The following is a 13,849-nucleotide window of genomic DNA, read 5'->3' as shown; positions in this document are numbered from 1 at the left end:
AACAATATTCTCTTTTAGTATAATTTTTCAATTCTATTTATTTGTCGTATCAATATACTCTTCTATGGTTTCATAATATGCCCTCGTCTCCCTAAATGTAATCACTGGTGTAACCTTCTTCAAGGTATCCTTGTTGACGATGGAATCATGAGGCAAACCATTCACAAATACAGCCTTTAACCAATCATTGTTCCATAAGGGGATTTCACTGTTCCCCATTACGAGTTGGCAGAGTCGTAGTGAATATGGTGATCTTCCTGTATTCTTGTCCTGAGTATAGGTCATGTTCTGAAGCCAAAGCTGGTTGTAGTCAGAGTTGGGTTGATTGCAGAGTTTGTTGTACACCAAATCAATGATAGATTGCTTTTCTATCATGTCCTTAAGCGAGTTAATCATACGGCTAATTATTCGGAGGGCATAATGTACACAACCAACATTTTCAAGAGCAATCTGGACATAGATAGCAGACAAGGCTCGTACACTGCCACCAGGAATATATTTAGGTCGCTTGTCGTTTTTCAGTTCCGAAAATATACCTTCTGATTTAGCAGGTTTTGTATCTTCGCCAAGGTCAGCAGATTCCCAATTTTTTGCCTTTGAGTTGTTATTCTCTTCGAGCGATTTCAGATGCTCTTCGATTCTTTTGTCAATGTCCGAAAGCATTATCCTAATAGAACCACTGTCGGGATATTGGCGAGAAAACATGAGAATGTTGAGCAAATGTTTCTCGAAGCTATCGAAGTCAACACCTTTTTTGTTAAAAATGGGAGTATTGTAGATATAGGCAAATTTGTCGGACTTAACTGCATCTGTCACGATGCTGTCACTAATCTTTGTCTTTTGACTGTTCATGCGGAAGTTGAGTCGCTCTAATACCTCCTGTAAGATGTATGAGATGTCTTCAAGTGCATCTTTATTACTACAGAAGATACGGTAATCATCTCGATAGCGGATAATCTCGTATGCTGGGAATACTTTACCTTTATCCGCGTATTCTTTAGCTTTGGCCTGCAATGCTTCGTGCAACAGAAGGTCGGAATAACCTAGTATTATCTCGCCCACAAAGTCAAAGATGGCACTACCTTGTGGAATACCAATGTTTCGACCATGCTGGAAAGCTCGCAGGATCTTCTGTATGTTATGAGCTATCGGGCTTTGAACGTCAGTTGCACTGGTTGTGTCTTTGAGAGAAAAAGCCCAATCGAATGTCTGAGGATTGACAGCACCATAACAATTTGTGATATCCGACACAAACATATAGCGATATTCCAATGACAGTTCAATGGAACGTTGCTCCATACTGTTCCACCAATTGTTGATAGTCGTTGCCTTATGGAACGGCTCTTTCTCGTTAGGGATGACTGGAATTGCACAAGATGTTATATGCGGGACCTTATACTTCTCAAACAAATTTTTTACTACCTGCCAGTTGGTTTCGCAACAAACTTCCCTAACAAGGAAATAGTAAAGGAAAGGATTTGCAAGAACAATAGGACGAACGGCATAGCGTCCATCCTTGTTGAGCAGTATGTCAAGATTCACATCAGAGAGAGACTCTATAGAAATGCCTTTTTGTAGACACTCCTCATAGGGAGTGGTTCCGACCTTCTCGCAGACATACTTCAGAACTTCATCAAACGTAAAGTACTCCGGTATTTCAAATCCATGGTATTGCTCAGATTTCATGAAGAAGTCCATCGCTTCATCATGATTCAAAGTTAGTATATTATTAGCGGTTTTACTCATCTTTGTATCATTTGTGATTATTCTCGCGTAGAATTGTCAGATTTTGACCATAAAGATAATCATAATTTTTGAAATATAACCAAATTACGAGAAGATTCTTCGCTTTTTAGCTACATTTTGACAGTTGAGAACGATTTGCAGACGCAATTTGCTGCAAATCGCTCTAACTTATTTGCTTTGTTAGCCTCAATAAGATTGTCCTTTCTTCTTTGTTGCAGATTCTAGTCCGAGTTTCATCGTACCATCCCAATTTGTGAGTTGGTCGGCACAGCCATTGGAGCCACCAAGTGAGGTGTAGGCTTCTGCACTGCATGACATATAGTCAACGAATGAGATAAAGTTATCTATGATGGATGGATTGTAAGTTACATCCCGTTCTGCAAATAGATGTGTCCAGTTAGTGACACTCTCTTTATTGAATTTTGAGCAATCACCCCATGACACTCCTTCAAGGAAGTTGTTGACGGCCGAGATAATACCTTCCTTTGTACCAAGGTTCAATTCCATCTTATAGGCAACTGCCATGATGCCATAGTAGATGGATGCAGCCTCTTTGTCGTTGAAGTTTGTCCTTGTAGTAAGTGCGAATGCTCTGAGGGCAGCACGTCCTTCTGCGATGAAACGATTGAGAATGTTCTGGTATCGATCTTGCTTCTCTGCGGCAAGTCGAGCCTCACGCTCTTTGCGCTCCTTTACCTTCCTTGCTGCCTCGTTGAACTCAGGTTCATTCCAAAAGGCATTCCACTTTTCAAAGAGGTTCTGGTAAGTTGACCGAAGCGAGTGCTGTTCACTCTCAGCCTTGTCGGCACGAGCAGTTTCGGCATTCTTGGCATTACGTAGTCGCATAGCGGCGTTCTCATCAATGAGTGTCAAGCAATATTTGAGTCCATTCACATTTTCTGTGAGAGTGGTTACTTTAGCACGAAGTCCACGGATTTCAACATTTTCTGATGAGATGATTCCTTCCTTGGTATTCAATTCATTGGAAAGGTTCTTGTTCGTGTCCCATGACATGCGGTACTGCCGTCCCAGACTCTCAGCATTGGGCTCGCTTTTCCATTTTAGTCCAGCAGCCTTGATGAAACTGCCAATGGTTTCCCTAACCCCAGCATCATACGACTCTTTGAGTTTTGTCGCCTCTTCCTTTTTGTACTTGCCTGGCTGGAAGATCTTGGCAAGAAAGCCAGACTGGGCAGTCTTCAGTTCTTTCTGAGCTTCCTCTTTCTGTTGAGTAGCAATAGATGCTTCTGCTTCAATCTCTGCTTTCAGTTTCTCTGCCTCTGTGATAGCCTGTTTCGCCTGACGTTCAGCCTCCAGAACAACCTTGCTTTTGTGTCTGCGCTCTCGCTTCTCTTCTTCAGAGAGTTCATGATATGGGGTGCCTCGCTCCAAGCCATATTTCTTGCCCACCTCATTATTGTACTTTGTGTGGAGGTCAGAGAGATATTCGGATTTGTCCTTGGCTGTCTCTCCCCATACCTTAGCATGCGATACACGCTCGACCATACCCTTGTTTGCCTCTGTCTTGATGTAGTTGCTACGTTCCTCCTTGGGTAATGCCTTCCACTCTTTCGTTGGCAGAACCTTGTCGGGATTGTCCTTGTTGACGTACTGACTGCCAATGCGTCCACGCTTCTTGACCTGCTCTACAGGAACGGTCAAGGCATGAGCATGGACACCAGTCTCATCACAATGAACATCGAAGCCGATGATGTTTTCCTCGCCCCACATACGTCAGCAGAACTGATAGGTGTCCTTGGCCCACTCGTAGATGGCTGGCATCAGTTTGATGTGGCTGTTGTCAGCGTATGGGTCAGAGGTGTCTATCTGCTGTTCGCCAAAGGCAAGTTTCTTCATCACATCGTGGTCACCACCGAAGATGATGTTCACCAATCCGTTCGGACAATTCTTCGCAATCTGGTCGGGATGGTTGGCATCCATGTATGGTTTGAAGCCCAACTCATCATAACGCAACTGTAGGCGTTGATGAAGTTGGGTGGGATTGGAGCCCAGGGGCATTATCTTACAGCCTTTGACGATTTCAAAGTTAAGATGCTTGCGTGAGAATTTGTAGTGGTTGTTCTTCTCCGTCTCAGCATTCTTGGAGTGGTAACGTTTCTCGTCCCAACCTCTGCGCTCTGCCTCGTTACCCATCTGGGCAGAGAACGATTTCTTGTCTGCGCCAACATGGATAGAGGCGCGTGGTATATTCTTTTCCATTGAATACTTTTTTGTTTGAAGGTTATACATTATTTATAATGTCTGTAAGTGGAGGATGCCAGGTATCGGGCGGTGCCTGAGCATAATAGAAGGACTTTTTAAGTGAGCGGCGATAGCCTGTGAATCTAAACTCCCGTCTTTCAACTTCATATCAGGACTTTGCGAAATAATCAGATATCCAGTAGGATAACCTTTGTAAAGTGAGTCTATCAAGTCTCTAACCTGCCGAGGTTTCCATACGAATGGGCGTTGGATTTCTGGTATAGCAATCTCTCCAGACTTTATGTAATTTAAGATTTGATCGAGAGAAATGTTAGAAGCGTTATATTTTTCGGTCATGATTGTTTTATTGAAGCTGTTTATAGATGAAAATTAATTTTTAAGCTCACCTAAGTAAGCAAACTCTTGCTTATATCGTTCAACACGTTCATAATCCTTCTCCACAGGGTTAGGAATTCGAGAAAGGTCCATATTGTGAGTAAGGTCGTGCATCTTTACGGCAGTTGCAAGGGTATTCTCTTTTATATGATGAATATATGTTTCCCTATCAGGCGCAAGGTGATGATTGAGCAAATGTAAAGCATCGGCAAGTTCAAGCCTATCGGTATCTGACAAGGGAGTTCCTAATTTATCATCTAACAAGTTAAGCATTTCCTCAACGGAATAGGGAGTATCTTCACTTGCATCGTGCAGATAACCCACAGCCTGCTCTTGCCATGTACTGCCCATTTGGGCAACAGCTGTAAGATGGCCAGTGAAATAATCAATCCCAGCCTTGTCCACCTGTCCTTTGTGTAACTCACGAGCTAACTCAGCAGCACATTGTACGATGTTTTCTTCCTTGTTGACTAACATAGTTAAAATTTAAGTTATATGTAATAGAATCTCTTCACTATCTACTATTCACAATACAAAGGTACATCTTTTTTGTGAATATATCAGTCCTGTTAAGCATTAATAGAAAATAATTCATAGGTATATTCTACTTGACATGCTACTGGTAGCAATAATATATGACGAAATTGTACCAAGTAGTATTTTTCATGTGATGAGCGGATTAGAGCAGTTATAGAGATAAAGATTCCAATGGGTTTATAGTTGTCTGTATAGAAATTTTAAGCACACATTCTGCATCTGATAAAGATCTCCCCAACGAGTGCAATAGTTGAGTACCTCATCAATTATTTCGTCAGGACAGAAGAGCAAGACCACTTATGCGCATCATGTTCTTTTTGTCCTCCCAGTTTCTTACCACTTGGCTTGCGGAGGCTTCTTGTTCTTCTGACAACCTCATCCTTCATACGCTCCTTGCTTGGGGAGTACTGCAGTTGTTAGAAGTTCTTATCAGAGTTTTCATACTTGGCCAAGTGTTCTCGTAATTTTGTAAGTTCCATATCTTTCTTGCGAATTTGGAGGTTCAGAGCATTTATGTTACGGTTCAATTTGATAATCTCGGCATACTGCTGATTGACAGTTTCACGCAACAGTCGCATCTCTTCCGTTATGCCTTGTAATACTTTTGATATGTCCGTAACTTGCTCTTCCATAGATGTAAAGGTATAAATACTTTCTGAAATATGTAAAAACAAGCTTCTTTGTTGCCTTTTTACGAAGATTTTAGAGGAGAGAATACAGACTGGTCAATACCGCTGAATAGTTACAGGTTGAACGCCTATTGTATGGATATTCATCGTTAGGCGTTCACCTTTGTTTATCTGACTTCCTACACCAAGATACATTTGATGGATTGCGGCAATTCAAATGCCGGTATCAATATTCAAACTCTAAAATATATCCTTCGTCAACTTTTAAGTTTGCTCCATCACATAATATGCACATGTCACTCTCAGACCATTTTGTCTGAAATAGTATTGCATATTTACCATTTTTGAAAAATAACACCTCGTATGGAGTAAGCAAAGTCGCTAAATTTTCAATAGCTTGTATACCAAGCTGTTCAGATATTTGTTCTTTGTTAACATCTATAAAGTTGTCTATCAAGATTTTTGCCTTTTCACAAATTGTATTTTTTTCTGCTTCAAAGCTAAGATAGGAGTGTTGTTGGATTTCTGTAGGTAACTCGTCTTTTAAACTGGATGTACGTATACGAACATTATACAACTTATCAAAGAATCTTATTTGTTCTTTTTTGTCCAACCGAATCGGAAGGACAATGTGCCGAAAACTTTATCTTCCATATTTATTGATTTCTCATTTTTGAAATTCCACCACTATGAGCAATATTACCATGTATTTCACGAGGTATTTTATCCATTGTTTTACAGTCGCTTCGTTCGTGCCATGTATAATTGTTTTCTATGCGCCATTGACGAACTTCTTCTTTTGTGCAACCTATTTGTTGCGCAATTTTTTTATCAGCTTGATCGAAATTACCTCCTGCTCCATATCTTGCATCAGAGAAATCATCAATTTTGACAGTAGCTTTGCTAATCTCGGAAAAATCAGGTTCTCCGTTATTGAAATGTATACCTTCTATACCATATTTATCCAAAATCTCACCCCATGTTTTCCCTTCAGTGTTTGAATAGTTCCTGTTACTTGGCGTTATCTCTGGATCTGGTTTCCATGTAGAATTACCTGGCTCACCCGACCATTTTCCACCATTTCGCGGGATTATACCCATTGATTTCTCTCCTAAAGACTTATTCAGTTCTCTATCTGGTAAAAGTTCGAATCCTTTCGACAACTCTACCAAGGGAGATTCTATAGGTTTAATTTCTGATATGTTAAACGGATTTATCATGATAATCTGCTAATTTTAATAGTTTGATACCAAGCGTTATAAATATTCTTTTCGACATCACCATATAAAGAATAATCTCTCATCAAACATTGTGAAGCAACCAATTTAAGATCTTCTGGTAAGCCTTCTACTTTTTCATCAATTAATCGGATTAAATTATATGTTAATTCAACAAAATTACCAGTAGAACTAGCAATCTTTTTGACTTCATATTTGGCAGAAAGTATGTTAGTTACCAATTGTGAAAGAGATTCAAAATTATTATCCTTCCAGATATGAAGTTCATTATTTTTCTTATATTCATTTAGAAGTTCATAGAGACAGATCTTGCAATGGGTTGTTAAATCTTCCTTGTTCAAGTTGAACCCGATATTATCAATATTAAAATCAATCTCGTTTGAAATACGACCACAGAGAAGAAATTTTAAAATCTCAGCTTTTAATGTAGAATTCTTACTTTTTTCATTATCTTCTTGATAATTTGGAATATACTCAAAGATAATTTCTTGTTCATCAAACTTACCTATTTTACATAATACAGGTTCCTCCCAATCATTCTGATAAACGACTGCAACTCCAGTAGGAAGCTTTGCAATTTCATCAATCTGGTTGTCCTTCATTCCAGAAGCTTTTCCTGCAACTTTTCTGTCAGAATCATCAGGAAGGCGCATGATAATCTTCGTATTCGTGTTTCGTATTGCAGATGCATCGACAGCGCCAGGTGATTGATCAACAATGATGAAACCTTCACCATAGGTACGCATCTCTGCAATAGCATTTGAAATCATTTCTACGCTTTTACCTGCAATATTTCCTCCCTCACTACTCTGTTCTACCGAATCACGTTTGAGAATATTATGTGCCTCTTCAAGAATAGTAATATGACGTAAATTACTGTTATGATGAATATTACTATTAGAACGATATTCATTCAGGCGCATAATGAGTATCCCCATAATTAACGATTTTGTTTCTTGAGAACCAATTCTGCTTAGGTCGACTATGACATTTTCGTCAAATAATGCAGCATCTCCCAGTTCTTGCCCAGAGAATATTTGTTTGCATAGTCCATTGTCTAGTGACTTTACTCTGGTCACTAATGATCCTTGATAATTACTTTTTACTTCCTCTGAATATGCCGACGTATTAATGACAAGTACCAATTCATTTAGCAGGTCTGCAAATGTTGGGAAGAGTTTGTTTGGGTATTTGTTGGTAGAATTATATAGATCCCATCCACATTCTTCATAGGAATTGAGTATTGCCTCCTTAAGAACAGCAGGCATTGCTGCATACATAGGCCAACATACGTTGAAAATTTCAACGAGTCGATCAATGTGCTCTAGGATATGAACACCTTCAGGGAACCGGAATGGATTGATTTTAAGCAAAGGAGTCTTCAATGGATTTGTACCATAGATGTGCTCGTTTCCAAAGACATTCTTGTATTCGCCCTTTGCAGGTTCAATAACCATAAACTTTGGTGCATTTACCTGATTTCTAATTTGCTTTATTAGATAATAAATCGTATTACTTTTTCCGCATCCAGTTGAACCTGTTACAAAAGTATGTTGAGTCAAACTCTTAGCATCAAGATGAACGATATTGTTCTTGCGCTCAATTCCTTGATCAAAAATACAACCTAATTGTAATTGTTCAATTGAATCAGACTTATTTAACCTTACGACCTCTTTGCCCATAGAAATGTGTTCAATCACAGGAAGTCCAGGAACAGATTTCCTAGGTAATCCCATCATGATTGCTAATTCCTTACTACTTAATAATGAGGTTGGAAGTATTTCAAACTTAGTATTATCTAAAGGATTGTCATACAAGAACAATGGATGAGACAATGCTCCTATATAATGTACAATATTATTGAAATTTGACTCTACATCTGGATACCAAGTGTTTATTGCTGAATTTTCAACGCCAGACTGTTCACCTTGCATAATTGAACGGAAAATAGTAGCACCTATTTCTGCTGTAGATCTATCTGTGTTATACGATAAAAAATACGCACCGGTTGACCAAAGTCCTGTACTTTCACAAATCTCTATTCTTTCAAGTTGCTTATCAATTCTTTTTTGAATTTCAAGGATGTGCTTATCTTGAATTGTTATTGTAAAATTCTTGGAAGTACCAACTGTAGAAGTTGTTCCATCGGTTTCACTGAAAGAATCAGAATGAGCATCACTGATAGTTGTTGTCTCAGTTTCTGTATGCGTCACACCATCAGATGTCGTATGTGACATACTTTTTGTTCTAGTAATGCTATCAGATTTAGATTTAGACTTACTTCCCATACCCAAAACAGCTCCGCCAATACCCATCGCAGCTCCGGCAGTAGCTGCACCGCCAGCACCACCTAACGCAGCTATACCAGCTGTCGCTACTGCGGGCAAAGCTGCACCTCCTGTTGCTGCAACAACAGCCACACTAGCAACAGTACCACCTACAAAAGCCAAAGTTTTACCAATCTTACCGAGCATATTCTCTTTATTCTCAGATTCAGAATGAGATATTGCTGTTGTTTCTGTATCAGCAGTTGATTCAGTATGTGTAATTGAGTCACCTTCTGACTTTGCTACACTAACAGTATGAGTGTCCGTAGTTCCTTTTGTTCTACTTATAGCATTGGCCAATGACTCGTTAGTACTATACGCAAGTTGTTTTGTCGCTACAGCTGAGAGCTCTGTATAAATTTTTTCATAGTTCTTTCTTATTTCAGAAATTTCATTCTGCGGTACATTTGATGCTAGAATTATTGCAGTGTATTCTTTTCCCTGCATAGCAGAAGCAAATTTTTCTATTCCTTGAATAAAATTTGCATTAGTGTACTCACCTTTACTATTCTTATAAGAAGGAATTCCAACACATGAGCTAACACTAGCAGCTTCAGTAATTCTATGTAGTAACTTATCCTGTTTTGAATGTTCAGAATTAACTTTTACATAAGAGTAATCTTCTATTTCAGCACCAGGGAATTGTCCTAAAATTGAACTTTTGAAAGTCTCAGCAATCGTACTCTTTTGACGGTTCTCGTCTTCAGTCTTGATTCCTAAATAAAAGTTTGTGCCTGACTCATGTCCATCAACTATCAAATATATAGAGCTATTTGTATAGGTCATTGCACTAACAACACTTATAAACTTATCTGTTACATATTCATCCTTTTCATAAACCATTTTGTTAATTTTAAAAAGAATGATATTATCAGTATTCAAATCGTTACATGGAACAACTTCATACATAGATAATTTTGTAAGATAATTTTTCAGTACAATATCATCCACTAACTCCATAGCATGAGACGCACGCTCTTGATAAGAAGTCATTTCTTTCTTAATCTTATCAAACGAATGATCTTCTGATGGTTGCAAAGAGATTAACTCTTCATTTTCTCTAACAGATTGTACGACTGCAGACTGCGAAACTTCTGAAGAATGTGACATTCCCCCATCAAGGAACTTGACATTTTTCTTATTATCGTAAACAGTACTCATTTCCGTGTATCATTATATAGCAAGATGCCACCAATAAATACTCCAGCAAATCCAAAAGAAGCAAGAACGACTCGAGAAAGACATAAGCCTGTTACAGCAACAGCTGCACCGCCAACTGTAATGCCCATATAAAGTTTTTTATTGTTTTTCTTTTGTTCTCTGTCTACATTCTCCGAATATTTTCTTTGAGAGCAAGACGTTTCTTCCTTGTTAAGTTGGTCGGCTTTATCCTTTAAAACATGCTTGGCAACATTCTCATAAATTGTCAACTTTTCCTTTGAAAAGTTATTGTCCAAATCATTCTTGATAGAAAATAAAAGTATCTCGTTCCATTCTGTTTCCGTGGATGTATAAGACTTGGCGTCATCGACATCGTATAAATTACTAAATTTTGATTCAGCAAATTTCTTCATTTCTGAAAAACTTTTTCCACGAGGATCGAGCATAAGCTCATTTGAGATGAAAAGACGGACGCTTACCAGGTCCCCATTTTCAACGGCTTTAATAAATTTTGCTTTCATACTTAGAAATTTATAATACTATTAATTTTTCTCTGTATTGATTCAAGCCATTGAAGGTTATTCTCCTTCTTGGCAATCTCTTCTGTTTTTGCGATATTGTCTGCTTCTGTTTTAGAAAGTGCATCCAACTTCTGTTCAAGGACTTTGTCTATTTTTCTAATTCACCCTTAAGATAGTCCTTCAAACGCTGAGTTTCTGAATGCACGTGATTGATTGCATCATTTTTTGTACTATCTAAGCTCTTTTGGAATGGGACAATATAATCAGATGCTACTTCATTCATATCAACATAGTCAACAATTTTTTTTATAATTTTTCCCTCCCAATGCGCTCCTTCGTTAAACCATGAAAAAGGATTATACCACTTCTTTTGAGAAGGAACCCACTTATATTTCTCTTTGTAATAACTCTCATCTTCCGTTTCAGTCTTTTCATCTATGATTGAAGATAAATCGGCTAAAGAACTAGATACGAGATTTGCTGGATTGAATAAAAGAGTACCTGAGTCAACACATATATTCAACTCTGTAAGATAACGCTTGTAATCTTCTAAAATCTTTGTAATTGTGTCCTTATAAGCATCTTCAAGTATTTTATCTATCTGAACCTTAATTTGAACTGAAATCGATTTGCACTCTTTCTCTAGTTCTGCGCATTGTTGTTGTGCCTTTATCTTTTCGACTTTGTTAGAGCATCCTGACATCATTACACTGAGCTTATTCTTTATTTCAGTCATGTACGATTCTACACGGTTCTCAACAATTGTCGTCAAGTCAATTTTATCAATCTTTTCAGATCTGTCTTTAGCATTTTTAGCGGACCGAATATGAGCATTTATTGTTTCTATTTGCTTTTCGAGTCTTGCCTTTGCCGTTTTATCTTTTCTGATTGCATCTTCAAGATGTGCGACTGCTGCCAATTCATTCATTTTTTCATTAAACGATTGAACTAAATCAAAAACTTTAGTTGTGCGTGCGTATTTGTTGATATATTGAGCAATCGCTTGTTCAATAGAAACTATACCAGTATGAACTTCCAGCTTATCGTCATCACTACTAGCTTGACCTATAAAATCATCAAGACGCCTCCTAACTGTTAGAGGAAGATTATTGTACTCATAGTACTTCTCAAAGTGCATTACATCATAATCTTTGCACATATCCTTGAAATTAGTAATAGCACGTGCACGTCTTCCTTGAAATCCAGCCCTTTTTTGTAAAGCGGGGAGAGAACATACAGGAAAGATGTTGGGGCTATAAATTTCTCTATCTTCAAGACCAGATTTGACATTATTAAGGGCATTTGTGATACATTTTGGACCATCGTCTTGTGGCTCTGGGCTAAATGCATCCATTTTATTTACAGCAAAAATAAAACGTTCACGTGCCTTCTTACCACCGTCCTTCATGCTTTTACACACATAGTCAAGAAAGATTTTTTCATCATTTATACCTAATTGCTGACCATTCATGACATATAGGACAAGAGATTTGTCAGAATCTGAAATCATCTTGTACGTCATCTCCTCATGACTATTATCACGAGAATTATTGGGTCCCGGAGTGTCAACTAATACAAGTTTCATACCAACAGATGAAACACAAGGAATCTTACCTCTAATTTCAACAGTAGAGACCTTTTTGTCTGCATTTAGAGCTTGCATATCTTCCAATGTAACGTTGTCTAGTTTCGTAACAACTTGACTAGATTTGTCGTATGCAACAGCTGAGAAATTATCTTGATCTGTGTCGATAATCTTTACAATAGTCGCAGTTGTAGCTTCGTTTGCTGCAGGCATAAGTTGTTGTCCCAGCAAAGCGTTGATAAGTGTTGACTTACCAGAACTCATTGTTGCCACTACATTTATCTCAAACTTAGAATCTTTTGCTTTCTCAAAGGCATTAATGATTTTCTTATCTTTTAACTCAGCAATAGGCCCTTTTTTGATTTCTTCAAATATCTTATCAATTGTTTTCTCTACATCTGTTATATCTGCTGTTTTATTAAAGTTAAATGTTACAGACAATTTTTCTTTATAAACATTGAATGAAGACACAATATCTTCATAATCAGATACTGTTCCTGTAAAATCGATCGTTATATTGCTATCACGATATTCTTCTAGTACGATTTGAGGGAACTTTTCAACCCATTCTTGAAGTCTTTTCTTTTTGACATTTAAAGCACTATTTGCTTTTGGTTTTTCCCCATCCACAATGATTTCTGTATCGACAATATATGGGTTGTACTTAATTTGAATTTTTTTCATATATTATGTATTAAATTCTTATTATTTCCGTTTCTAAAGTTTTTATACCAGTCATCTCTATTAATTCAGACGAAAATTCTTGTCCAATATATTGAGGAAGATGATAATATTTTTCTTTAAATAGTTCAATCATATTATGATTTTTTATGACATCTATTTTAGTTAAACATGAAGAATCTAATCTGAACAGAAGTGACGCATATGCAGAAATTGGTATTATTGTAGGATTTTTAAATCCAATTTTCATAAGATCAGACTTGTAATCGTTCAACATTTTAGGAATTGAATCTTCTTCAGGATTAAATACATCAAGTTGATTTAGGATAAATAATATAGGCTTTGTTACATTTAATTTTAAGAACTCGAGTAAGTTATGCTCGTCGTTTGTACCAAAGTACTGACAATTTGAAATGTAAAGGACGGCATCATAATTACCCTTTTTAATAACCTCTTCTGTTATTTGTTTATGACCTCAAATCCGCAACTAAGCCCTTGAAGGTTCTTATTGCGTTTACACGTCCTCTCATTACTGAATTTGCAGATAATTTGAACTTGAAGCACCCACTTCTGCCTACAATATCCCCTTACCCCACAATGTGACTTGAGGCAATACACAATATCATTCCCATAAGTTGTAGGCACTATCCAAAATCAGTCTGGAAAACATCTGCGTAAGCATAATTACAGGTATAGATATTCAGCACATACCGCCTTGATGTCTTGATCCACTTGGCTGGTACAGAGATAAACCTGAAGACAAACGCTTTTATGCGACTTGTTACATTGAGTCCGAACTTCTTTACGTCAAGTCTTTGAATAATGG

Annotated in this window: 12 protein-coding genes and 1 pseudogene; all 13 read right to left on the bottom strand. The window is 37.6% G+C overall.

All coding sequences use genetic code 11. From position 1 onward, the window contains the following. Positions 1–33 precede the first annotated feature (33 nt). Complete coding sequence (locus tag HMPREF0666_RS15040) at positions 34–1,746, bottom strand: RNA-directed DNA polymerase (protein ID WP_009013235.1); 1,713 nt, start codon at positions 1,744–1,746, stop codon at positions 34–36. A gap of 186 nt (positions 1,747–1,932) precedes the next feature. Next, positions 1,933–3,477 (bottom strand): hypothetical protein, encoded by a 1,545-nt coding sequence (locus HMPREF0666_RS15035; RefSeq protein WP_009013234.1) that lies wholly within the window; start codon positions 3,475–3,477, stop codon positions 1,933–1,935. Between the two features lie 3 nt (positions 3,478–3,480). Then, positions 3,481–3,966, bottom strand: coding sequence for a hypothetical protein (locus HMPREF0666_RS18285; protein ID WP_009013233.1), 486 nt, complete (start codon positions 3,964–3,966; stop codon positions 3,481–3,483). 33 nt (positions 3,967–3,999) lie between these two features. Beyond that, positions 4,000–4,305 (bottom strand): DUF262 domain-containing protein, encoded by a 306-nt coding sequence (locus tag HMPREF0666_RS15030; protein WP_009013232.1) that lies wholly within the window; start codon positions 4,303–4,305, stop codon positions 4,000–4,002. 33 nt (positions 4,306–4,338) lie between these two features. Beyond that, complete coding sequence (locus HMPREF0666_RS15025) at positions 4,339–4,821, bottom strand: phosphohydrolase (RefSeq protein ID WP_009013231.1); 483 nt, start codon at positions 4,819–4,821, stop codon at positions 4,339–4,341. A 476-nt stretch (positions 4,822–5,297) separates the two neighbouring features. Next, on the bottom strand, positions 5,298–5,513 hold the full coding sequence (locus HMPREF0666_RS15020; protein WP_050803256.1) for a hypothetical protein: 216 nt from the start codon (positions 5,511–5,513) through the stop codon (positions 5,298–5,300). A gap of 223 nt (positions 5,514–5,736) precedes the next feature. Then, positions 5,737–6,123: a hypothetical protein gene (locus HMPREF0666_RS15015; RefSeq protein WP_042856489.1), complete on the bottom strand. Its 387-nt coding sequence runs from the start codon at positions 6,121–6,123 to the stop codon at positions 5,737–5,739. A gap of 43 nt (positions 6,124–6,166) precedes the next feature. Then, positions 6,167–6,730 (bottom strand): HNH endonuclease, encoded by a 564-nt coding sequence (locus HMPREF0666_RS15010; protein WP_009013228.1) that lies wholly within the window; start codon positions 6,728–6,730, stop codon positions 6,167–6,169. After that, positions 6,727–10,236, bottom strand: coding sequence for an ATP-binding protein (locus HMPREF0666_RS15005; protein ID WP_009013227.1), 3,510 nt, complete (start codon positions 10,234–10,236; stop codon positions 6,727–6,729). The genes HMPREF0666_RS15010 and HMPREF0666_RS15005 overlap by 4 nt, the downstream gene beginning before the upstream one ends. Further along, positions 10,233–10,757: a hypothetical protein gene (locus HMPREF0666_RS15000; protein WP_009013226.1), complete on the bottom strand. Its 525-nt coding sequence runs from the start codon at positions 10,755–10,757 to the stop codon at positions 10,233–10,235. The genes HMPREF0666_RS15005 and HMPREF0666_RS15000 overlap by 4 nt, the downstream gene beginning before the upstream one ends. A 148-nt stretch (positions 10,758–10,905) precedes the next feature. Then, on the bottom strand, positions 10,906–13,026 hold the full coding sequence (locus tag HMPREF0666_RS14995; protein ID WP_009013225.1) for a dynamin family protein: 2,121 nt from the start codon (positions 13,024–13,026) through the stop codon (positions 10,906–10,908). A 10-nt stretch (positions 13,027–13,036) separates the two neighbouring features. After that, entirely contained in the window at positions 13,037–13,273 is a 237-nt protein-coding gene (locus HMPREF0666_RS14990; RefSeq protein ID WP_157600298.1) for a hypothetical protein, read from the bottom strand. A gap of 394 nt (positions 13,274–13,667) precedes the next feature. Further along, positions 13,668–13,849, bottom strand: a pseudogene (locus HMPREF0666_RS14985) (IS1380 family transposase); the annotation flags it as partial.

It is taken from the genome of Prevotella sp. C561 (assembly GCF_000224595.1).
GTDB lineage: Bacteria > Bacteroidota > Bacteroidia > Bacteroidales > Bacteroidaceae > Prevotella > Prevotella jejuni.
This window is presented reverse-complemented; position numbering and strand designations above follow the sequence as displayed.